Here is a 21,573-nt window from a genome sequence, read left to right as displayed (position 1 = left end):
CGCGCTCAGGCCCCCCGCGCCGGGGACTCCTCGGCACCGCTGCCGGTGCCCGCGGCGTCGAGCCGTGCCGTGGCGCGCAGTTCGCCCTGGCGACGTCCGCGCCGCAGGCCGAAGTAGTACGCGAGGACGCCCGCGCCGAGCGCGGCCTGGAGGGCGAACAGGGCCGACTCGATCTCCCCGGACGGCGGTTCGTAGAGCGGGGAGAACCAGGGTTCGTAGTCGGGGTCGATCTCGGTGATCGCCGTCTCCGCCTGGGCGTCGGCGCCGGTGAACGGCTCCTTCTCGTCGTCGCCGAGGCCGAGGGCCAGAGGCAGGACCGCCAGCGCGGCCACGACGAGCAGCAGCAGGCCGTTGATCTTCGTGTTCCTGTTCATCACGCCACCGCTCCGGTCTTCTCGGCCGTCTTCGTGCCGGTCCGCTTCCCGCTGAGGAACACGCCGAGCCTGGTCAGCTCGCCCTTGCTGGACTGCACGAGCAGCCGCATCACCAGCACGGTGAGGAGCCCCTCGCTCACCGCCAGCGGGACCTGGGTGACCGCGAAGATGGAGCCGAACTTGCCGAGCGCGCCCAGGAACCCGCTGCCCGGGTCCGGGAAGGCGAGTGCCAGCTGCACGCTGGTGACGCAGTAGGTGGACAGGTCGGCGGCGAACGCCCCGAAGAACACCGCGGTCATCAGCGGCACGCCGCACCTGCGCAGCACTCGGTAGAGCGCGTAACCGGCCCAGGGTCCGACGATCGCCATCGAGAAGACGTTGGCGCCGAGCGTGGTGAGGCCGCCGTGCGCCAGCAGCAGGGCCTGGAACAGCAGGGTGATGGTGCCCAGGACCGCCATGATCGGCGGGCGGAACAGGATCGCTCCCAGCCCCGTGCCGGTGGGATGCGAGCAACTCCCAGTCACCGAAGGGAGTTTCAGCGCGGACAGAACGAACGTGAAGGCCCCGGCGGCCCCGAGGAGCAGCGTGCTCTCGGGATTCTCCCGGACCTCACGGGTGAGTGAACGGACTCCGTGGACGACGAACGGCGCGGACGCGACACCCCAGGCGATCGCGTGCGCCGGAGGCAGAAAACCCTCGGCTATGTGCATGGCTCAGCAGACCCTCTCCAGCACCTCGTGGATGGTTGAAGTGCCTTGGCCGGTCTCCTGGCTTACGGGTGACACCGCCCGTGCTCCGCCTTCCCGGGTCCGAGGACCCAGTGGCTGCCCGTGAGGGCCGGAGCCGGACTTCCCGATCACAGTGGCGAGGGCCGCACCGGTATCGCACCGATTTCCCGTTCACCAAGGCGTGGCGACACTAGCCCCAGGCCGGGGACGGTGACAAGCGGGCCCACCCGCGCGCGACCTGCGGGACTCCCCGTGCGGCCCGCCGTGGGCGGTTCCGGAATCACGGCGGCCGACCAGGCATGCTGGGGGCCGCGACCACCACGCCGGAAGGTGCTGGAACGGGGCGCGCGACGTACGAGCCGTGAGGGGTGAGGGAGACCGGATGTCGGAGGACGGGCGCTCAGGGGTGCCGCAGGAGGAGGCCGCCGAGGTGATGGCGGGCCGGCTCAAGGAGCGCATCTACGCCACGATCACGATGATCGCCGTGGTGGTGGGCCTGTCCCTGAGCAACGCCGGTGTCCCAGGCGCCCTGGCCACGGTCCTGACGACCGCGCTGGGGCTGTGGCTCGCGGCGATCGTGGCCGACCAGCAGGCCCACCGCACGGTCCACCGCCATTTCGCCAGGGGCCACGACCTGCGCCGCATGCTCTACGTCAGCAGCCCCCTGCTGTCGTGCGCGGTGAGCCCGTCCGTGATGATCGCCCTCGCCGCCCTGGACGTCCTGTTGCTGTCCACCGCGCTGATGACGGCTGCCGTCCTGGGTGTCGTCTCGCTCTTCCTCTGGGGCTGCGTGGGTGGAGTGCGCCTGGGAGGGGGCGTGTTGACGGCGGCGCTGGCGGGCCTGGCCGACGCGGCGATCGGTGTCGCGGTCGTGCTGGTGAAGGTGTCCGCCGGGCACTGACGCTGCCCCCCGCTACCCGCCGGCCCGTCCTGCTCCGCCCGGCCGCCAGGCGCCGTGGCGTACGCCACCCGGATGCACCCGGAGCAAGTGTTTACCGCTGTGCCGACGGGTAAGGGGCACTGTGGTTGCCGGAAGTGACATTTCGGTTGAAAGTATGCAGAAACGACAGGATGAGGAGGGATCGATGTCCTCGAAGCGACGTCGCAAGAAGAAGGCCCGCCGCAAGAACGGCGCGAACCACGGCAGCCGTCCGCAGACCTGAGGGCGCGCCGACGGACCGGGGAGCGGCACCCGCCGCTCCCCGAGGCGTCTCCCGGCGGTCTCAGTCCTTCAGGTGGGTCCACCACCAGGCGATGCTCTCGATCGGCAGCGGCTTGTCCGCCGACGCGCGCAGCGGGGCGGTCGCGGAGCCGGACGGCAGGTCGGCGGGGTTCTCCGGATTGACGTACCGGTTGGTCGTGAGCGACCAGTCGTAGTCGGCGCGGATCCAGGAGTCGCAGCCCGTGACCCACCGGCGGAGCTCGGGACCCGCGGTGTCCAGGATCTGGTCGCGGAGTCGCAGGTAGAGAGTCATGGCGCTGGTGTGCATGGTGGCGGCCTCGGCCACCGCCTCGTCGAGCGGGCAGTTCCGCTCGTGGGCGATCAGGTCGACGATGTTCCCGTATCCCTCGTGGCTCCGTTCGCGTTCCTTGTGGTACGAGACCAGGTCGTTGGACCAGCCGATGATCGCGGCGAAGACCTCGACGAACGCCCGTACGTCATGGCGCTCGTAGTCCGCCGCGGGCAGGTCGTACCCGTGGATGATCTCGCTGAGCGTCGAGAAGATCTTGACCCCGGAGGAGTCCAGCCGGACCGCCAGATGGTCGGAGAGGGTGGGGATCCGCCCGTAGGCACTGTTGGCGGCCATCCAGACCTGACCCTGGAGGTACGCCCGGAAGCTGGCGGCCCAGCGGGCGGTCTGCACCGGTGTCGTCAGCGAGTCGAGCCGCATGCGCAGCTCGTGCAGCGCGGCGCTGTAGTTGTCGTCGGTGGCGGCGGTCCAGGGGACGTCGATGATCCGCTGGAGTTTGGTGATCATCAGCAGGGTGGCGTCGGGGGACGTCGCGACCGGCCCCTCGTCGCAGTACTCGTCGTCGAACGCGAAGAGCCACATCAGGAAGTCGGCGGTCCACTGGAGGGGCGCGAGTTGTCCCTCGGGCGCTCCTCGGCTCGTGATCTCGCCCACGGCTATGCGCGTCAGCCGTTCGCGTTGCGCCGGGTCGGAGTAGAGGCCGTAACGGTCGAGCCAGGCAGCCGAGTTGGCGTCGATCTCACGCCACTTCGGGTGGATGCCCGAGGGAAGGGGAACCCACAGCTGAGGGATCTTGGGCGCTGGAGCCGGGGAGGTCATGTACTTCCCTTTCACACGTACGTCTCACTAGCCTCTGGGACCGGGAAGTTAGCAAGGCGTACGAGCAGCGGCTACGGCCGATTCGAGCCGGGTTGGACTTCCGCGCGGGTATCCACCGAGTGGCGGAGTCGTCGTGCGGCGGCGCCATTTGGCCTCGTAGAGGGGGCAAATGCCGTCGATCATGCATGATTCGCGGGTGATCGCCTCCTGGGCGCGGTTGGCCTGAAGTCAACTCTTGTGCTGACGGTCCGTCCGTTCCTCCGGGCCGTGGTGGACGGCACCCGGGGAAGCTCCCGTGCCGATGCCGGGAGGCCCCGGGCCCCCACGGGCCCGTGGGGGCCCGGGGCCTCCCGGCATCGGCTGGTTCAGGCCAGCAGCTGGTTGCGGTGCGAGGCGCGGCGGGCGGCGGCCAGCAGGGCGTGGATCTGAGGGCCCGCCTGATCGATCCGGGTCACGGCCTTCGCGAACGGCAGCCGGACGTCACGGTGGCTGCCCGGGTACTCCAGGCGCAGCGTCACGCCGTACCGGTCCATGGCCAGCGGGTGCACACGCAGGACGCCTTTGTCCGGCTGCGGTTGCACGAGGCGCAGCAGCAGCGGGACGAGTTCGCCGTGCTCGTCCACGAGGTGGGTCAGCATCCCCGCCTCGCTGGTGGCGATGGGGTCGGGCTGGGTGTCCTGAAGCTCGTCCAGCGTCACGAAGGCCCGCCCCGTGTGGTCCTCGATGACCGCCTGCCCGAACTCCATGCAGGTGCTCTCCGCCGTCTCCGTGCTGTACGGGGCCGAGAGCAGCCCGGTCACGGTGACGCGGGCGCGCATCCGGTCCCGTACGGGGGTGGGGGCGATGTCGGTGAACTCCAGCCGGACCGGGATGCGCGGCCCCGGCTGCGGCCGGCCGGCCTCGGCCGGTTCGTGCAGGTGGATGTGGCCCATCGCGCCCGTGCCGTCGAGGCGGTGGACCTCGACGGGCTCGTGACCGTCGCTCACCACCGTCATCGAGTGGGCCGCCATCAGGATGGACAGCACGCGTTCGGCCGGGGTCGGGTGTGTGGCGCGGGAGGTGAAAGGACGCATCCAAGTTCTCCAGGGGAGCGGGGTGGGGGAGACCTCATGGCGATTACTTAGGCATGCCTAACCTAACCTATTAGTCGGATTCCGGGTAGCACGGCACCCGTATCCATGGGCGATTCCCTGTCCCACGCACGCCTGAGCGGGCACCGGGCGGCCTGCCCGGCGCCCGCTCAGGCGCTGCGCGGTGCCCGCGCGAACGGGCCCCGCTCCGCTACACGGCCGAGGGCCCGGGTGCGGGGGGCACGGGGCTCAGGAGTCCCACCCGGGTGCTCCACCCGTCGGGGAAGACGATCCCGATCGTGCCGTCCGGTGCCGGGGACGCGTGGGCGAGGCGGCCCGGCCGCGGCAGGTCGTCCCGTATCCGTGGGTCCGACGTGAGCACGACCAGGGTGGCCAGCAGCCGTGTGCCGCCCGGGTGGTGAGGCAGACGCAGCAGGGGGGTCGCCGAGTGGCGGCCGACGGCGTTGCGGTCGAGGGCCTGCTCCACCTCGCCGTCGGGCAGCCGCCCGTCCTCGTCCCATCCGAGCACCCCGAAGAGCGCGGACGTCAGCCCGTCGCGCCTGCGGGCCACGGCCCAGCCCGGGCCCGATGTGCCGACGGGCGGAGCGTCGTCGCGGGCCACGGCCCAGCCGCCCTCGCGTACGGAGCTCCCGGCGGGCGCCCGGACCAGGTGCAGGCGCATCTCCCACGGGCCGTGCACCACACAGGCCGAGACGATTCCGGGGGAGCCCGCCTCGTCCCCCGACGGCGCGTGCCAGGACGCCGCCTGCCGGTCATGGACGTACAGGGGGTGGATGCGGCCCCTGAACGTGGGGACTCCCGCCGGCCCGAGCAGGGCGATGTGGTTGTCCGGCCCGTCGGGTCCCTCGGGCGGTGTCTCCGGGGCCGTCGCGCTGGAGTACGCGAACCGGCTGTAGTGGGGGCTGGGACGGGACGGCGCGGGGGGCGGCGGGAGCCGGTCGCTGCCGTGGTTGACCAGCCGGACGATTCCGTCGGCCGCCGTCGAGTGGAGCAGCCAGCCCGGGGCCGGAAGGGCCAGGTAGCGGTCGGCGGTGTCCACCGGCGACGGCTCCTCGGGGGCCGTCCAGACCGGGTGACCGGCCGGGAGCAGCAGACCGAGGAACGCCTTGGCCGCCCAGTAGGGGGAGGCCGGCCCCGAGTACGGCTGGGTGGCGGGCAGGAAGGGGCGGTACCACCCGAGGCTCAGCAGTCCGTCCCGGCCCGGCACGGCGCCGCGGTCCGCGAAGTGCTTGAGGGCACCCGAGGCGATGCGGCGGGTCCGGCCAGGTGGCAGCGGGGAGACACCGGCCAGCGCCCCGGCCCACAGCGGAGCCGAGGTGGCGAACCGGTAGGTCAGCGAGCGCCCTTGGTGGACCGGGGCGCCGTCCGCGCCGAAGAAGTGCTGGTGGTCCTCGATGAAGGACCTCAGCCTGGTGCGGTGTTCGGCGACCCGCGCCGCGTCCGCCCGGTCGCCCGCGATGCGCTGCCACAGCACGGGATACAGATGCAGCGCCATGGCGTTGTAGTAGTCGAACTTGCGGCCGTCGCCGTCCGTGTACCAGCCGTCCCCCCTGTACCAGTCCTCCAGGCGGTCGAGCCCCGACTCGATCTCGGACCTCCGGTGGCGGGCGCCCACCGACGCGAGGAACTCCTCGGTGACGACCTGGAAGAGCCGCCAGTTGGAGTCGTTGGGCCGCGCCCCCACGAAGCCCTCCAGCCAGGAGGCGACCCGCTGCCGCACCGCGTCCGGCAGCCGTTCCCACAGCCAGGGGCGCGTCTCGTGGAGGGCGACGACGACCGACGCCGCCTCCACCATGGACTGCGAACGGTCCGTGATCGGCGGCCAGTGCTCCGGGTCGTCCGGGTCCGTGCCCGCCGCGAGACCGGCGGAGTAACGGCTGATCAGCTCGCTGATGACCGTACTGCCTGGGGCGTCACGGCCACCGGCCCCCGCGATGCGGAAGGCCGCCAGCATGAACGAGCGTGCGTAGCCCTCCAGGCCGTCCGACCATGCTCCCGCGTGTCCGGCGCGGCCGGGCAGGCGGTACTGGGCGAGGTGCGGGGTGGCGTAGGGCGTGAGGCCGGCCAGCAGCCTGTCCGCGTGGGCCTCCCAGTGGGACCGGGTGTACCCCGTGAAGGGCGAGAGGGCGGTGTCCGGGGGCGGCAGGAGGGAAGGGGCGTACGTGCGGGGTGCGGTCATGCGGGGGCGAAACCTCCGGTGGTGTGCGGTACACGGTGCGCCGCGGGGGCACCCACGCTGTCCCGCACGACGATGTGGGTGCCCAGCACATGGTGGGCCGGGGCGGACCATTCGTCCGCGTCGCGCAGCGCCAGGCGTACGGCGGCGCGCCCGAGCTCCTCGGCCGGTGTGCGGACGGTGGTGAGCGGGGGGTTGAAGTCCTGGGCGAGAGGGATGTCGTTGTATCCGACGACGGAGATGTCGTCGGGGACACGCAGCCCGGCGTCGGTGACGGCACGCATGGCGCCGGCCGCGACCATGTCGTCCCCGGCGAACACGGCGGTGAAGTCGCTCCGGCGGGACAGGAGTTCGGTCATGGCGCGATGCCCGGCCCCGCGGCCGAGGCCGCAGTCGACGACGTCCTCGCCGCCCGCGTCGATCCCGTGCTCGGCGAGCGCGGCGCGGTAGCCGGCGACCCGTGCGTCCAGCGCGCTGTTGCCGGGCAGGCCGCCCAGGAAGACGATCCGGCGGTGGCCGGCGGAGACGAGGTGGCTGGTGACCGCCCGCGCACCCGCCTCGTTGTCGAACTCGACCACGACGGCGGGGATGTCGGGATCGGGCGACGGACGGCCGCACAGGACGAGACGCGAACCAGCGGCCTTCAGGGCATGGGCGTAACGTGCCACCCGCTCCCGGTAGGCGTCGTCCTCGACGATCCCGCCCACCAGGATGACCAGCCCCGCACCCTCCTCCCGCATCAGCTGCACGAGTTCCGTCTCCCGGCGTGGATCGCCGCCGGTGGAACCGACCAGGCACAGCCGGCCGTGGTCCGCCGCCTCGGCCTCGACCCCCTCGGCGACCTGCGCGTAGAAGGGGCTGGTGAGCTGCCGCAGCACGACGGCCACCATGCTGCGACCGCGCCCGACCAGGGCCCTGGCGTGGGCGTTCGCCACATAGTCCAGGGACTGCGCGGCCTTGAGCACACGGGCCCGAGTGGCGGGCGGCACAGGGTAGTTGCCACTCAGCACGCGGGAGACCGTCGCAGGGGACACCCCTGCCCTGTCCGCCACCTCGCGGATGGTGACCCGCCCGTTCGCCGCCATGCTGATTCCTCTCGTTCCCGTGTCCGCCCGCCCGCGCCCGCCGTCAGCTGTTGGCGGCGTGCTCCTTCGCGAACTCCTCGGCTATTCTGTCGCCGCCCCGGCTGCGCCACTGCTTCACCGCCGCGTCGAAGTCGGCCATCGACGACCGGCCCGCGACCACCGCCGTCACGGTGTCCTCCATCAACGCCTTCAAGGTGGCCCCCTGGGCGACATCGGTGCGCGAGACCAGGCCGAAGGACGCGTTGCGGATGGTGACGGGGACGACCTTCTGCTGCCAGGCGTGCAGAGCGCGGACCGCCTCGGGCCGTCCGGGCACGAAGAGCACCTGGGGGCCCTCCGCCAGATAACGGAAGGGCAGATTCGTGATGTTCTCGACCTCCCCGAGCTTGTTGCGCTGGGGCGCGCCGTCCTTGCCGCGGGTGAAGTGGACGCCTTCGACGCCGTACTGCAGCAGCTCCCACTCCTTGGTCCCGAAGGGCGAGGCGAGGTGGTCGAGAACGCGCAGGAGCATCTCGATGCGTTCCTTCTTCGCCTTCTTCAGGATCGTGTAGCCGAAGGAACGGCGGGCGGCGACGGCACCTCCCGGGGTGCCGTCCACGGCGTACGGCAGTGCGGGGGCCGGCGTCAGCAGTCCCTTCGAGTCCGGGTAGAGGGAGGTGTACGCGCCGAAGCCGTTCTGCATGGAGCCGACCGTGCCGTTGAGGAACAGCGTGCTCAGATCGGGGGAGGACAGGGACGTCGCGTCCGGGTGGAAGGCCCCGGCCTTGCGCAGCCCGGCCTGGAACGCGACGGCCGCCTTGAACCGCTCGTCGGTGTAGTTCGGCTGGAAGGCGCCGTCCTTGTCCACGGCCCAGCCCTGGGGGGAGTGGTGGGCGGCGGAGTGCACCGCGTTGCCGAACAGCGACCCCTTGGCGGCGCCCAGGGCATAGGTCTTGCCCCTGGTCGCCTTCTGCGCGACCGCCGCGAAGTCCGCGGCGGCCCAGCCCTCCTTCATACCGGCGTCGGTGAACATCTCCTGGTTCAGCCAGAGGGTGGAGCCCGTCAGCGGGCGCTCCAGCGGGATGCCGTACAGATGACCGCTGACGCGGCCCATGTCCCGCCAGGCGTGGGTGGGGATGCCGGCGAGGTTGGGGTAGTCGCGGATCGCCTCGCCCGACAGGTACGGCGTCAGGTCCTGGGCCCGCTTCTGGACGAACTGCGCCTCGCGCGGCAGGGTGTAGCCGGAGAACATGTTGATGATGTCCGGCAGCGAGTCCTCCTCGCCCGCCATGACCGTGGCCATCTTCTTCTGGTAGTCGGCCTGCGGGATGACCGTGAACTCGATCTTGACGCCGAGCGCCTTCTCGACGGCCCGCCAGTACTGGTTCTGCGCCGCCGCCTTCGGAGGCGTGCCGAACGTGACGGACATGACCCGGACGGTGCTTCCGTCGCCGGGGGTGCGCTTGACCGAGGTGGTGAGCTCCGCCGGATAGCTGGTGTACCCCGCCTGGACACCGCTCGCCGTGGGGGCCAGGTCCGGCTTGGCGCCCGGTGCGGCCTCGTAGGCGGGCCAGGCGGCGAGCTTCTTGCCGGCGTTCGACACGTCGCCGCCGGAGGACGAGGAGCTGGAGCAGCCCGTGAGGAGGGAGGGCACGGCGGCGGCAGCACCCGTGGCTGCCATGGTGCGCAGCACGGTGCGCCTGGACATTCTGGGCATGGCTGTTCGACCTTTCGGAGTGCGGCTCTTGAGGGGAAGGTCAGCTCTTGATGGCGCCGGTGAGCACGCCCTTGGTGAAGTACCGCTGGAGGAACGGGTACACGAGGAGGATCGGGACGGTGGCGATCACCAGCACCGCCATCTGCACGGTCTGCGGGGCACTGACCGTGCCCTCGCCCGTCGTGGTGTCGGTCAGTCCCTCGCCGGCGACGACGTACGTGCGCAGCACCTGCTGGAGCGGCCAGTGATCGCTCTCCATGTACAGCGAGGCGTAGAACCAGGAGTTCCAGTACGCCACCGCGTAGAACAGGCCCACGACGGCGAGGGCCGCCTTGGAGAGGGGGAGCACGATGGACCACAGGATGCGGAGATCACTGGCTCCGTCGAGCCTGGCCGCCTCGTACATCTCCTCCGGTATGCCCTGGAAGAAGCCGCGCAGGACGACGAGGTTGAACACGTTGACGAGCACGGGCAGGACCAGCGAGGCGTAGGAGTCGAGCAGTCCGAGCTCCTTCACGACCAGGAAGCTGGGGATCATGCCGGGCGGGAAGAGGAACGTGAACAGGACGAGCAGCAGTACGGGCTTGCTGCCGTACACGTTCGGACGGGCCAGGGCGTAGGCCAGGAAGACCGTGCAGAGGAGGCTGAGTGCGGTGCCGACGGCCGTGACGCCGATGCTCACGCCCAGGGCGTGGGTGACGATGCCGCCTTCGAGGATGTCCCGGTAGGCGTCGAACGTCGGTTCCTGCGGCCACAGGACCCAGCCGCCGTTGTCGACCACCTCGCGCTGCGAGGCGAGCGACGTGGAGAGGATGGTGAGGAAGGGGACGCACACGAGCGCCACGACGACGACCAGGGCGATCACCTTGCCGGCCTGGGTGAGCGGGTGGGGCTTCTCCATCCATCCGGGGCGTGTCTGCGTGCTCATCTGTAGACCCCCTGCTCGCCGAGGCGGTGCGCCACCTTGTTCGCGGCGTAGACGAGTGCGGCCCCGATGAGGCCCTTGAACAGGCCGGCGGCAGCGGCGTAGCCGTAGTCGCCGCCGACGATGCCCTGGTAGTAGACGAAGGTGTCGATGATCTCGGCGGCCTCGGGCCCGACCGCGTCCCGCTGCAGCAGCATCTGTTCGAAGCCAACCGACAGGATGTCGCCGAGACGCATGATGAGCAGGAGGACCACGACCGGCCGGATGGCGGGCAGCGTCACGTGCCAGAAGCGCCGCCACGGGCCGGCCCCGTCGATGGCAGCCGCCTCGTACTGCTGCTCGTCCACCTGGGCGAGCGCCGCCAGGAAGATGATGGTGCCCCAGCCCGCGTCCTTCCAGATCACCTGCGCGACCACGAGGGGCTTGAAGGCGTCGGGGTTGCCGACGATGTCGACGGTGTGCAGCCCGGCGTCCTGAAGATAGCCGTTCACCATGCCGGTGTCGCCCAGGACCTGCTGGAAGAGCGCGACGACGATGACCCAGGAGACGAAGTGCGGCAGATAGGCGATCGACTGGACGAAGCGGCGGACCGTGCCCCAGGTGAGGCTGTGCAGCAGCAGGGCCAGCGCGAGGGGCACCGGGAAGTAGAAGACGAGCTGGAGGACCGCGATCACGATCGTGTTGATCACGGAGTGCCAGAACGCGTCGTCCTCCAGCATGCGCTGGAAGTTGCCGACGCCGACCCACTGGCTGCCCCAGATGCCGTCGAAGGGGACGTAGTCCTTGAAGGCGATGACGTTGCCGGCGAGCGCGCCGTAGTGGAAGACCACGAAGTAGGCGAAGCTGCCGAACATGAGCAAGGACAGCGCGATGCTTCGCTTGCGATGGAAACGTTTTAGCTTGGTCTGAGCGCCTGGCGGTGACTGGGAAGCGCGGCTCTGTGCCGATTTCCCGGGGCGCTCGCGCAGCAACGCTGCCACGGAGCCTCCTCGGCTGTGGTGTGGAGTGGACGGAAAATTAAAACGTTTTCAGAGTGCGGTCAACGCTTGTGACACGATCCGAGGCTTGTGCGCGATCCGTCGCGCGGAGGATGTGCTCATGCGCGCAGCAGGGACGCGTCCGCCGAGACCGCGTGCAGCGGTGCCGACCCGGCGGCGATGCGCCGGAGTTCCTCGACGACCAGCCGGCCCATGGCCCGGCGCTCCGCGCTCACGGTGCCCGCCACGTGACCGGTGAGCATCACGTTGGGCAGTGCGTACAGGGGCGAGCCGGGAGGCAGTGGTTCGTCGGTGGTCACGTCCAGCACCGCGTAGAGGTCCGGGCGTTCGCGCAGGACGTCGGCCAGCGCCTCCTCGTCGACCACCGCGCCGCGCGCCGTGTTGATGAGCGTCGCCCCGTGGGGCAGGCGCCGCAGGAGGTCTCCCGTGACCAGTTTCTCCGTCTGCCCGGGGATCAACGGGGCGTGGACGCTCAGCACCAGCGACCGGGCGAACAGGGCGCCGAGGTCGGCGACGGGCGTGATGCCGAGCCGGCGCAGTGTCTCGGGGGGTACGTGCGGATCCCAGGCCATCACATCGGACTCCAGGTGGCGCAGCCGGGCGGCGACCTTGCGGGCGGTCGAGCCGAACGACACCAGGCCGACGGGCTGTCCGTAGATGCCGGGGATGCCCTCCAGTGGCGGCAGCCCCGTCTCGCTCTTGATCCGGTGCGCCCGGCGGTGCACGTCCTTCAGGGCGAGCACCGTCTGCGCGTAGACGTACTCGGCCACCGGCTCGTTGTTCGCGTCGGCGGCCGAGACGACGACGATGCCCCGTGCCCAGACCGCCTCGCTGACGACCTTGCGGATGGAGCCCGCCGCGTGGACCACCGTCCGCAGCGAGGGGAGCTCCCCGAGCAGCTCCTCCGTCAGCCGGGGCATGCCCCAGGACGTGATGAGCAACTCGGCCTCGTGACGGCGGGGATGCAGGCTGAGCGCACCGGCGTCCTCGCAGTCCGCCACGATGTCGGCCGCCTCGGTCAGGTCGGCCCAGCCTGCGGGACCGAACACGTCGTGCCTGAGCGAGGGGCTCAGCACGACGGCTGCACACGGATGGGTGGAACGGGTCGAGGACAAGATCGGGCTCCTTCGGAGAACATGAGCGGCAACCCGTCGTCGGGGGCTGCCTCGTGACCGGCCGTGCGCCGGGGCCTGGGCGGACGGGGTGTCCCGGGGGCCGCACCGGCCGTGGGCCGGGGCCCGGACGGACGAGGCGTCCGGCGGACGCCGTCTCACCGCAGGAGCCGCAGCCACGCGCGGGCCAGCACGGCGTGGCCCGCGGCCGTCGGGTGGACACCGTCCTCGGCGAGGAGGGCGGGGTCGCCGCTCTCCCGGGCCGCCTGCTGGAGGAGCCCGTCCGCGGCGAGCAGCGACGCGTCGAACTCCGCCGCCAGCCTCCGTACGACCTGGATCTTCGCGTCCAGATCCTCGCGCCAGGACCACTGTTCGTCGCGTACGGGGACGAGGAAGGGCTCGACCAGGACGAGCCGGGGTCCCTGGGAGGCGGCCTGCCGCAGGAGTTCGCGGTAGGTCGCCTCGAAGGCTTCGGGAGAGGTGGTCTCGCCCCGGTCGTAGCGCCGCCAGGTGTCGTTGACGCCCACGAGGACCGACAGCACGGCCGGCCGCAGCGCGAGGGTGTCCTGGTCCCAGCGCCGGAGGAGGTCCGAGGCGCGGTCGCCACCGACCCCCCGGTTGTGGACCCGGGCGGATGGATGGGAGGCCGCGAGCGCGTCGGCCACCAGCCTGACGTAGCCGTGCCCCAGGTCGTCGGCTCCGCCGGGAACGCGGCCCGCGGCGGTGATGCTGTCTCCCTGGAAGAGGATGCCGGCAGATCCCGGTAGCCGAATGGACATGCACGTTCCTCTCATGCGACAGGTCGACGAAGGCGCCTGAACGCGTTCCTGAAGAGTCCGCCCTGGAACGATTCATCGTGCGGGCGGTGCGACGTCCTGCATTGTGCACGCCCATCACGGTCCGAACAATAGACTTCACAAAGATTCAGATTGATTCATCTGTCTGGTGTGGGCGCCGACTTGAGATGGTCCTCGCCTCGGGGCCGGCGGTTCTCATGCCGTGCGAAGCGCCGCCGGGGAGATCTGATCGCGATGAATGCGGCGTTTTGTCGCGGAGTGCGGCACCCAGCGCGCGGCAGTGCGGAGGAGACGGGGCGCGCGTTTTGCTTCAACTCTGGTCCATCTGATGCGTCTGGTGTAAGCATGTCACCGCGGCGCGGGCCGCTGGAGGCAGACGGACCCGGCCCCGGGCCGGCCGCCGCCTCGCGACCGGTTCCCTCCGGGCAGCCCTCGCCCCGGCGTGCCACGGGCCCGCCGTCACCCGTATGTGCTCGGCGATGTGATCCCGACGGTCCGCGAGCACCCGGGAGCAGAACGCCCGGTCATCTCTTCCTTCACCAGCCGTCCACCGGCGAGCGCTCCGGCGCCCGCGCAGAGGAGTTGAACACTGTGGGACAGATCAGCCGACGGTCCGTACTGACATCCGCCGCCGCGGGAGGTGCGGTGGCATGGCTCAGCTCCACGACGGCCGCCCACGCCGAGACCCCGCTCGGCGCGCCGGCGGCGGCCCCCGTCCGGGCCGACGGCCACGAACCGGTCACCCTGCGCTGGCTGGAGAAGGACGCCCCTGCCGAACTCGCGGGCGGGACCACCTGGGGCGTGCCCTGGCCCGCCGGGTCGTTCGCCTCCGACCAGGCGTTCTCGCTGACGACGGAGTCGGGCAAGGACGTGCCCGTCCAGAGCTGGCCGACCGGCTGGTGGCCGGACGGCTCCGTGAAGTGGACCGCCCACGCCATCAGCCAGGCCGCCCCGCGCAGCGACACCTACCGGCTGTCGGCCGGGGCCCCGGCCGCGCCGGCCGCAGCCCTCACCGTGCACAGCGGACGTGACCAGATCACCGTGAACACCGGTGTTGTCGAGGTGGTCTTCCCCCGCAAGGGCGACCACGTCATCAAGTCGATCCGCCGCGGTGCAACGGTCATCGCGAAGAACGGCCATCTCGTCGCCTCCCGGCAGGACAGGCCGGGCACCGAACCGGCCGCCGTGGTCAAGTCCGAGTCGTACACCGGCATCGTGAGCACCGTGACCGTCGAGCAGGACGGCCCGGTGCGCGCCGTGGTCAAGGTCGAGGGGAAGCACCGCAAGGGACGGCGTGCCTGGCTGCCGTTCGTCGTGCGGTTCTACCTGTACGCCGGATCGGACGGCATACGCACCGTGCACACCTTCGTCTTCGACGGCGACGAGCGGAAGGACTTCATCAGCGGCCTCGGCATCCGGTTCGGCGTGCCGATGCGCGGTGAACCGCACGACCGGCACGTCCGCTTCGCCGGACAGGACGAGGGCGTGCTCGCCGAGGCCGTCCGCGGCATCACCGGGCTGCGTCGCGACCCCGGTGCGGCCGTGCGCACGGCACAGTACGAGGGGAGGGCCACCCCGGACACGAGCACCTGGGACAGCCGCGTCACCTCCCGGCTGCAGTACATCCCCGCCTTCGGCGACTACAGCCTCCGCCAGCTCAACGCCCACGGCTTCGAGATCCACAAGCGCACGAAGCCCGGCCACTCCTGGGTCCGTGTGGACGGCGGCAAGCGCGCGGAGGGCCTGGGCTACGTGGGCTCGCCCACCGGCGGTCTGGCGTTCGGCATGCGCAACTTCTGGCAACTGCACCCCACCGAACTGGAGATCGCCGGCGCGGCGGGCGCGGAGGCCCAGGTCACGGTGTGGATGTGGTCACCTCGCGCCGAGGCCATGGACCTGCGCTTCTACCACGACGGCATGGAACAGGACACCTATCCCGAGCAGCTCGAAGGCCTGGAGATCACCTATGAGGACTACGAACCCGGCTTCGGCACCCCCTACGGCGTCGCCCGTACCACCGAACTGACCTTCTGGGCCCTGGAGGCGACCCCCACCGCGGAACGGTTCGCCGCACTCGCCGCGGCCAACGCGACACCGCCCCTGCTCGCCAGCGGCCCCGAGCACAACCACAGCGCGAAGGTCTTCGGCTCATGGAGCCCGGTGGACCGCTCGGTCCCCGCCAAGGCGGAGATCGAGGACAAGCTCCAGGCCATGCACCGCTACCACCGCGAACAGGTCGACCAGCGCTCCTGGTACGGCTTCTGGGACTACGGCGACATCATGCACAGCTACGACGGCGACCGGCACACCTGGCGGTACGACGTCGGCGGCTACGCCTGGGACAACTCCGAGCTCTCCACCGACCTGTGGCTCTGGTACCACTACCTGCGCACCGGGGACGCCGCCGCGTTCCGCTTCGCCGAGGCCATGACCCGCCACACCGGCGAGGTGGACATGTACCACATCGGCACGTACCAGGGCCTGGGGACCAGGCACGGAGTGATGCACTGGGGCGACAGCGCCAAGCAGGTGCGCATCAGCAACGCCGGCTACAAGCGCATCTTCTACTTCCTCACCGCGGACGAACGCGTCGGCGACGTCCTGCACGAACTCGTCGACTCCGACCGCAGCTTCCTCGTCCTCGACCCAGGCCGGAAGATCAGGGAGGGCGACCCCTTCGAGCCCGAACCCAAGGCGATGTCCGTCGGCACGACAACGGACTGGGGGGCGCTGGCCATGGCATGGCTCACCGAGTGGGAACGGCACGGCAGGTCGATCGCGCGCACGAAGCTGGTCAACGGGGTGTCCACCCTCGCGGCGCTGCCCAACGGCTGGGTGCAGAGCGGGGACATCACGTACAACCTCGCGGACGGGAAGTTCACGGGGTCCGCCGAACCGAGTGTCTCCGTGGGCTCCCTGAGTTCCGTCTTCGGGCTGATCGAGGTGATGACGGAGATCATCGAGCTCGTCGACGACGACGCCGTCAAGGACAAGTGGGTGCAGTTCTGCCGCCTCTACAACGCGTCGAAGGACGAACAGCGGGCGGTCACGGGATCGGACTGGGGCAACCTCAACCTCCGGCAGGCGTATGCGAGAGCCACCGCCTACGCGGCCGTCCAGCTCGAGGACGACGCCCTCGCCCTGCGCGCGTGGAAGGAACTGCGGACCGGTCACGCGGGATACCCCGAGGACCACGACTTCAGCTCCCACCGGATCGAGGGCCCCGCCGTGCTCAACCCCGTCGACGAGGCGGACCTCTCCGCGAACGCCAGCGCACAGTTCGGGCTCGCCGCCATCCAGTGCCTGGCCCTGGTCGGGGACAAGGCCTGATCCAGGAATGCACGTGAGGCCGGAACGCCCCAGCTCAGAGCAAGATCGATCATTCTCCTCTAGGATTGTCAGAATCTGTTCACCGGAGGGGACGCCATGACCGACATGCTCGTCGCTCAGCGACGCGAGCAACTGCTCAGTGAGCTGAGGGCCTCCGGTGGCCTCAAGGTCGTCGAACTCGCCGCACGTCTCGGGGTGTCCCGGGCCACCGTGCGGCGAGATCTCCTCGATCTCGAGGACGAGGGCGCGCTGAGCCGGGTGCGCGGCGGCGCGATGCTGGCCACCCCCGGTTCCGCGGCCGGACACGGCGCCGCGCGGACGTCGGCGGGCGGCGGGCAGCCGTCCCGGGCGACGCGGACCCTGGGGCTCATCGTCCCCTCGGCGACGTACTACTACCCGCGTGTGGTCGCCGGCGTGCAGGAGGTGGCCGCCGCCCACGACGCCCGTGTCGTCATCAGCCTCACCGACTACACGCACGAGAGCGACGCGCAGCGCATCGAGGAGCTCGCGTCCTCCGGAGCCTCGGGGCTGCTCGTCGCCTCCCCGGGCGGACACGACCTGCCCGACAAGACACTCGAAGAGCTGGAGAGCACCGGCCTGCCGTTCGTCCTGCTGGAGCGGCAGCCCCACGACCCGTTCGCCTCCTGCGAGTTCGTGGCCACCGACCACCGGCAGGGTGCCTTCGCCGCCGTGCGCCACCTCGTGCGGCTGGGCCACCGCGAAGTGGGCCTCTTCACGAACGGCAGCCCCACCGCGGCCCTCGTGCGCGCGGGCCACGAGGCCGCGGTCGACCGGCTGCGGCTGAAGGGGAAGGCGCCCGTGCTCGACAGCGGACGGCCCACGCTGGGATCGGGGGAGGCGGCCGCGCGGTACGACCAGTTCATCGAGGAATGCCTGGCGGGCGGGGTCCGCGCCGCGCTGGTGCACTCCGACCACGACGCGATCGAGATGATGCGGCGCATGCGCCTGCGCCGGCTCCAGGCACCCGAGGACCTGGCCCTCATCGCCTACGACGACGAGATCGCGTCGCTCGCCGATGTGCCGCTGACGGCCGTCGCACCGCCCAAGCACGAGATCGGGCAGCAGGCCGCGCGTCTGCTCCTGGACCGCCTCGACGCCCCCGACCCGCATGCCGTCCCCGTCCGTCAGCTGTTCGTGCAGCCCCGCCTCACGATCCGGTCCTCCTGCGGCACGCCGGCGGGGTCGGCCTGACACCTCCGGGTGGCGGTCGCACCTGCGGGCCGGGCGGCCCGACACCTCCCGCCGACGACCTCACGCGAAACCCGGGCTGGATGGCCCCCTGCGGCCTCACACGGGACCCGGGCTGCCTGACACCACTCCCGGCGGTCGCACACGCCGGTGCGGCGGAACACCCGTCCCGCCGCACCGTCCCGCCGTCGTGACCTCTCAGCGGACCGCCCGCGCGGGCACCAGCCCCTGTGCCAGCAGCTCCTCGACGACGATCCCGGCGAAGGTCTTCGCACCGTGGACGGAGGTGTGGGTGTTGTCCCCGTTGACCTTCGTCAGATAGAGGTCCTTGGACGCCTCGATCCCCAGGCCCTCGACCAGCTCCTTCGTCCGGTCGGTGAGGTCGACGACAGGAATGCCCAGCTCGGCCGCCAGCGCCCGCATCTCGACGGGGAGGTTCGCCGTCATCACGTGCTGGGCCACCGCGTCGAGGGTGCCGTCCTTCTGCATACGCCGCCTGACGATCGGTGTGACGAACACCGGCTCGCCCCCACGAGCGATCACCCGCTCCGCCATCTCGGCCAGATTGGCGCGGTACTCCTCGGCGGTGGTGGTCTTGTCGTTGTGTGCGAGCTGGATCAGTACCAGGTCACCGCGGCGCACCTCGGACTCCACGGCGTCGAAGAGCAGCGGATCGGCGAGGAAGCTGACCGTGCTCTCCCCGCCGTCGGCGTAGTTCGCGACGGAGACACCCACCCTCAGCAGCTGCGGAAGCTCCTGGCCCCAGCCCGCATAGGGATCGTTCCGCTGGTCGCAGACCGTGGAGTCGCCGGCCAGCAGGATCTGCGGGGTGTGGCGCGCGGGTGTCACCCGCAGCCCGGCGAGCAGCGGGGCCGACCCGCGGAATCGCAGGTCGAGCCCCGGAGTTCCGGCCTCCTGCGTCGGCTCGCCCTCGGCGGCCCTCACGTTCACGGTGAAGCTCCTGCGGACGACCCGTCCCGCATCGGTCGCCGTCTCCGCGAGCATGGTCCGGCGCTGCTCGGCGCTGATGTACGTACTGCCCGCGGCGGTGCCGCCCAGCAGCGCGGTCACACGGTAGTTGCCCGGCTCCACGTCGAAGTGGCAGTCCACCCCGTCCGCGGTGGCGGAGCATCCCCGGGGCAGTGCGCCCCGGCCGGTGGTGCCGGCGTGCGCGGGTGAGGCGAGCACCGCGGTGAGGGCGGTGAGAGCGGTCAGCATCGCTACGCCGCCGGCGTATCGGGTGGTGCGGACGTGCGGACGCATGGGGGAGTCCCTTCCCGAAGTGGTCCGTGGATGAGGTGAAGGGCGACCGGGGCGGGGCGTACGCGGCCGGCTCATGGCCCCGAGCGCCGGAGGGAGTGCGCGGCGATGCCGGACGGGCGAGCCGCGCCACTGCACTGTGCTGCAACGTCAGGCACACGTCAACAGAAAAGTGCAATCCTGTTCTGAAGCGTTCAGTCTGATGCAGCGAGCGGTGCGGTGTCCTCGGGCTCGTGCCGAGGTGGAGGGCGTATCTGCGCTGGGAGAAGCCTTGTTGGCGTGATGGAACCTCACTCCTCTTCCGTCCCAGGCATTGACGGGCGGTGCAGATGGACACCAACATGCGTCGAAACGAAGCATGTTGAAACACCGGGGCGTCGAGAGCGCGTCCGCCGAACGGGGCGGTGCGCGTCAACGGGACGAGGGCGGCCCCACAGCATCCGCAGACGAAGCCATGGAGGTCTTCGTGCACCCGCACCGAAAGCAACGCACGGGCAGGGCATGGGGGGCGGCGGCCGCGGCAGCGGCGGTTCTCGCCGCTGCCGCAGCCCTGCTCCCAGGTCCGCCACAGGCCGAAGCGGCCCCCGGGGCCGCCCGCAGCAGCGGAACGGCGGCGGTCGCCCGGACGATGGAGAACCTCGACCGCGCCGTGGTGGCCGTACGCAGGAACAGTGCCGAGGTCCTGGTCTCGTGGCGGCTGCTGGGCCTCGACCCCGCGAGCACGGGCTTCAACGTGTACCGCTCGACGGACGGAGCGTCCTCGACGAAGCTCAACTCCCAGGTTCTGACCGGCGCGACGAACTTCACCGACGCCACCGCCGACCTGACGAAGAGCAACAGCTACCGCGTACGCCCGGTGGTGGACGGCAAGGAGCAGGCTTCCAGCAAGGCCTTCACCCTCACCGCGGACCACGCCCAGGAACCCGTCGTCCGCGTCCCCCTCGAAGCGGGCGGCCCGGTCAAGTTCACCTGGGTCGGGGACCTCGACGGCGACGGGACGTACGACTACGTCGTGGACCGCCAGACCTCCCCTCAGAAGATCGAGGCCTACCGCAGCGACGGCACCCTGCTCTGGCGCATGGACATGGGCCCCAACAGCACCGACCAGAACAACATCGAGGGCGGCTCCGCCACCATCGACGTGGGGAACTGGGACGGCGTGACCGTCCACGACCTCGACGGTGACGGCCGCGCCGAGGTGGCGGTGCGCATCGCGAACGGCGTCACCTTCGGCGACGGCGAGACCTTCTCCTACGGCGACGACGAGCACCAGTTCATCGCCGTGCTCGACGGCCGCACGGGAGCCGCGCGGGCCACGGCGCCGGTGCCGGACGACTACATCGCCGACGGCCCCATGTACGCCCGCTTCGGGGTGGGTCACCTGAACGGATCCACCCCGAGCCTGGTGGCGTTCATGAAGAACCGCGTCGGCAGCGGCAGCTTCAACCTCATGATGACCGCGTGGAACTTCGACGGCGACACCGTCGAACGGCAGTGGAAGTGGCTGCGCGGCGACCAGGCCGCGTCCGACGGACACAACACCCGGATCATCGACGTCGACGGTGACGGCAAGGACGAGATCGCCGAGATCGGCTTCGTCCTCAACGGCGACGGAACGCTGCGCTACTCCCTGAGCTCCCAAGGCGTAGTCCACGGCGACCGCTTCTACCTCGCGAAGATGGACCCCGGCCGCCCCGGCCTCCAGGGCTACGGCATCCAGCAGGACAACCCGAGCGGACTGCGCGAGTACTACTACGACGCGACCGACGGCAGCATGATCTGGCAGCACAGCGAGGAGGGCGTCAGCGACGTGGGCCGCGGCCTCGTCGGGGACATCGACCCCCGCCACCCGGGGATGGAGGCATGGTCGTTCTCCGGCGTCCACAACGCTCCCCGCAACGAGCTGACGGAGCCCGACACCTCGCTGGCACCCTGGCCGGCGCTGGGCATCTGGTGGGACGGTGACACCACCATGGAACTCCTCAACAACGGCAAGCTGGAGAAGTGGAACCCCGAGACCCCCTCACCGAGCAACAGCCTCCCGAGGGTGCTGACCACGTCCAGGTTCGGAGCGACGGGCGTGGGGAGCGCGGGAAACCCCACCCTGGTCGGCGACATCATGGGTGACTGGAGGGAGGAGGCGGTCTACACCGACTCCGACCACGACGAGCTCATCGTGTTCACCACCGACCAGCCGACCAGCACACGGCTGTACACACTCGCCCACAACCCCGCCTACCGGAACGACATGACGGTCAAGGGCTATCTGCAGTCGCACGAGGTCGACTACTTCCTCGGCGACGGCATGAGCGAGCCGCCCCGGCCGGCCATCGTCTACGCCCCGCGGGCGGACTGAGAGGGCGCGCCGCCCCCCCCCCCCCCGCCGACCCTGCGCGGGGCGCCCCGCCCCGCCGACCTTGACCCACGGCCCCGGGCCGACGACGAACCGCGTCGCCGGCCCGGGGCCGTGGCGCGCCGCCCGCCCGAGCAGACCCGGAGGG

The 21,573-nt window shown here is 70.8% G+C and carries 17 protein-coding genes and 1 riboswitch; of the genes, 5 read left to right on the top strand and 12 right to left on the bottom strand.

What is annotated here, in order from left to right; genetic code table 11:
* Positions 1-5: 5 nt before the first annotated feature.
* Positions 6-374 (bottom strand): energy-coupling factor ABC transporter substrate-binding protein, encoded by a 369-nt coding sequence (locus AMK10_RS23670; protein WP_073749906.1) that lies wholly within the window; start codon positions 372-374, stop codon positions 6-8.
* Positions 374-1,084 (bottom strand): energy-coupling factor ABC transporter permease, encoded by a 711-nt coding sequence (locus AMK10_RS23665; protein WP_073749905.1) that lies wholly within the window; start codon positions 1,082-1,084, stop codon positions 374-376. The genes AMK10_RS23670 and AMK10_RS23665 overlap by 1 nt, the downstream gene beginning before the upstream one ends.
* Before the next feature lie 30 nt (positions 1,085-1,114).
* Positions 1,115-1,296: riboswitch (cobalamin riboswitch) on the bottom strand.
* A 188-nt stretch (positions 1,297-1,484) separates the two neighbouring features.
* Here AMK10_RS23665 and AMK10_RS23660 point away from each other — a divergent pair.
* Entirely contained in the window at positions 1,485-2,003 is a 519-nt protein-coding gene (locus AMK10_RS23660) for a hypothetical protein (RefSeq protein WP_073749904.1), read from the top strand.
* A gap of 184 nt (positions 2,004-2,187) precedes the next feature.
* Entirely contained in the window at positions 2,188-2,265 is a 78-nt protein-coding gene (locus AMK10_RS38730; RefSeq protein ID WP_371604899.1) for a 50S ribosomal protein bL37, read from the top strand.
* Between the two features lie 60 nt (positions 2,266-2,325).
* On the opposite strand, the gene AMK10_RS23655 is transcribed toward AMK10_RS38730, so the two are convergent.
* From AMK10_RS23655 to AMK10_RS23615, 9 genes are all read right to left on the bottom strand, one after another.
* Positions 2,326-3,393, bottom strand: coding sequence for a terpene synthase family protein (locus AMK10_RS23655; RefSeq protein ID WP_073749903.1), 1,068 nt, complete (start codon positions 3,391-3,393; stop codon positions 2,326-2,328).
* 365 nt (positions 3,394-3,758) lie between these two features.
* Positions 3,759-4,466: a DUF2470 domain-containing protein gene (locus AMK10_RS23650; protein WP_073749902.1), complete on the bottom strand. Its 708-nt coding sequence runs from the start codon at positions 4,464-4,466 to the stop codon at positions 3,759-3,761.
* Between the two features lie 208 nt (positions 4,467-4,674).
* A complete protein-coding gene (locus AMK10_RS23645) occupies positions 4,675-6,663 on the bottom strand; it encodes a DUF2264 domain-containing protein (protein ID WP_073749901.1) in 1,989 nt (662 codons plus the stop codon).
* On the bottom strand, positions 6,660-7,745 hold the full coding sequence (locus tag AMK10_RS23640) for a LacI family DNA-binding transcriptional regulator (protein ID WP_073749900.1): 1,086 nt from the start codon (positions 7,743-7,745) through the stop codon (positions 6,660-6,662). The genes AMK10_RS23645 and AMK10_RS23640 overlap by 4 nt, the downstream gene beginning before the upstream one ends.
* Positions 7,746-7,788: 43 nt before the next feature.
* Positions 7,789-9,441 carry an extracellular solute-binding protein gene (locus AMK10_RS23635; protein WP_073749899.1) on the bottom strand — a complete coding sequence of 551 codons (1,653 nt, stop codon included), beginning with the start codon at positions 9,439-9,441 and terminating at the stop codon, positions 7,789-7,791.
* Between the two features lie 40 nt (positions 9,442-9,481).
* On the bottom strand, positions 9,482-10,369 hold the full coding sequence (locus AMK10_RS23630) for a carbohydrate ABC transporter permease (RefSeq protein WP_073749898.1): 888 nt from the start codon (positions 10,367-10,369) through the stop codon (positions 9,482-9,484).
* Entirely contained in the window at positions 10,366-11,220 is an 855-nt protein-coding gene (locus tag AMK10_RS23625) for an ABC transporter permease (RefSeq protein WP_073749897.1), read from the bottom strand. The genes AMK10_RS23630 and AMK10_RS23625 overlap by 4 nt, the downstream gene beginning before the upstream one ends.
* A gap of 242 nt (positions 11,221-11,462) precedes the next feature.
* Positions 11,463-12,479, bottom strand: a complete 1,017-nt coding sequence (locus tag AMK10_RS23620) for a hydroxyacid dehydrogenase (RefSeq protein ID WP_073749896.1) — start codon at positions 12,477-12,479, stop codon at positions 11,463-11,465.
* Between the two features lie 155 nt (positions 12,480-12,634).
* Positions 12,635-13,255, bottom strand: a complete 621-nt coding sequence (locus tag AMK10_RS23615; RefSeq protein WP_073749895.1) for an SGNH/GDSL hydrolase family protein — start codon at positions 13,253-13,255, stop codon at positions 12,635-12,637.
* Positions 13,256-13,864: 609 nt separating this feature from the next.
* On the opposite strand from AMK10_RS23615, the gene AMK10_RS23610 reads away from it, so the two are divergent.
* Positions 13,865-16,603 (top strand): exo-rhamnogalacturonan lyase family protein, encoded by a 2,739-nt coding sequence (locus AMK10_RS23610; protein ID WP_073749894.1) that lies wholly within the window; start codon positions 13,865-13,867, stop codon positions 16,601-16,603.
* Between the two features lie 96 nt (positions 16,604-16,699).
* Positions 16,700-17,815: a LacI family DNA-binding transcriptional regulator gene (locus AMK10_RS23605; protein WP_241839644.1), complete on the top strand. Its 1,116-nt coding sequence runs from the start codon at positions 16,700-16,702 to the stop codon at positions 17,813-17,815.
* Between the two features lie 195 nt (positions 17,816-18,010).
* Here AMK10_RS23605 and AMK10_RS23600 read toward each other — a convergent pair whose 3' ends face one another.
* Positions 18,011-19,075: a rhamnogalacturonan acetylesterase gene (locus tag AMK10_RS23600; protein ID WP_073749893.1), complete on the bottom strand. Its 1,065-nt coding sequence runs from the start codon at positions 19,073-19,075 to the stop codon at positions 18,011-18,013.
* 463 nt (positions 19,076-19,538) lie between these two features.
* Here AMK10_RS23600 and AMK10_RS23595 point away from each other — a divergent pair, with 463 nt between their 5' ends.
* A complete protein-coding gene (locus tag AMK10_RS23595) occupies positions 19,539-21,428 on the top strand; it encodes a rhamnogalacturonan lyase family protein (protein ID WP_241839643.1) in 1,890 nt (629 codons plus the stop codon).
* The last annotated feature ends 145 nt before the right edge of the window (positions 21,429-21,573 follow it).

The sequence above is a fragment of the Streptomyces sp. CB02058 genome, assembly GCF_001905505.1.
Taxonomy (GTDB): Bacteria; Actinomycetota; Actinomycetes; order Streptomycetales; family Streptomycetaceae; genus Streptomyces.
The sequence above is the reverse complement of the archived record's forward strand: the minus strand, read 5'-3'. Positions and strand labels throughout refer to the sequence as shown.

Bases quoted from the DNA above. Each gene is read 5' to 3' on its own strand.
- AMK10_RS23670 (WP_073749906.1), bottom strand. From the start codon at position 374: ATGAACAGGAACACGAAGATCAACGGCCTGCTGCTGCTCGTCGTGGCC.
- AMK10_RS23655 (WP_073749903.1), bottom strand. From the start codon at position 3,393: ATGACCTCCCCGGCTCCAGCGCCCAAGATCCCTCAGCTGTGGGTTCCC.
- AMK10_RS23605 (WP_241839644.1), top strand. From the start codon at position 16,700: ATGACCGACATGCTCGTCGCTCAGCGACGCGAGCAACTGCTCAGTGAG.
- AMK10_RS23640 (WP_073749900.1), bottom strand. From the start codon at position 7,745: ATGGCGGCGAACGGGCGGGTCACCATCCGCGAGGTGGCGGACAGGGCA.
- AMK10_RS23650 (WP_073749902.1), bottom strand. From the start codon at position 4,466: ATGCGTCCTTTCACCTCCCGCGCCACACACCCGACCCCGGCCGAACGC.
- AMK10_RS38730 (WP_371604899.1), top strand. From the start codon at position 2,188: ATGTCCTCGAAGCGACGTCGCAAGAAGAAGGCCCGCCGCAAGAACGGC.
- AMK10_RS23615 (WP_073749895.1), bottom strand. From the start codon at position 13,255: ATGTCCATTCGGCTACCGGGATCTGCCGGCATCCTCTTCCAGGGAGAC.
- AMK10_RS23635 (WP_073749899.1), bottom strand. From the start codon at position 9,441: ATGCCCAGAATGTCCAGGCGCACCGTGCTGCGCACCATGGCAGCCACG.
- AMK10_RS23600 (WP_073749893.1), bottom strand. From the start codon at position 19,075: ATGCGTCCGCACGTCCGCACCACCCGATACGCCGGCGGCGTAGCGATG.
- AMK10_RS23625 (WP_073749897.1), bottom strand. From the start codon at position 11,220: ATGTTCGGCAGCTTCGCCTACTTCGTGGTCTTCCACTACGGCGCGCTC.
- AMK10_RS23645 (WP_073749901.1), bottom strand. From the start codon at position 6,663: ATGACCGCACCCCGCACGTACGCCCCTTCCCTCCTGCCGCCCCCGGAC.
- AMK10_RS23665 (WP_073749905.1), bottom strand. From the start codon at position 1,084: ATGCACATAGCCGAGGGTTTTCTGCCTCCGGCGCACGCGATCGCCTGG.
- AMK10_RS23660 (WP_073749904.1), top strand. From the start codon at position 1,485: ATGTCGGAGGACGGGCGCTCAGGGGTGCCGCAGGAGGAGGCCGCCGAG.
- AMK10_RS23630 (WP_073749898.1), bottom strand. From the start codon at position 10,369: ATGAGCACGCAGACACGCCCCGGATGGATGGAGAAGCCCCACCCGCTC.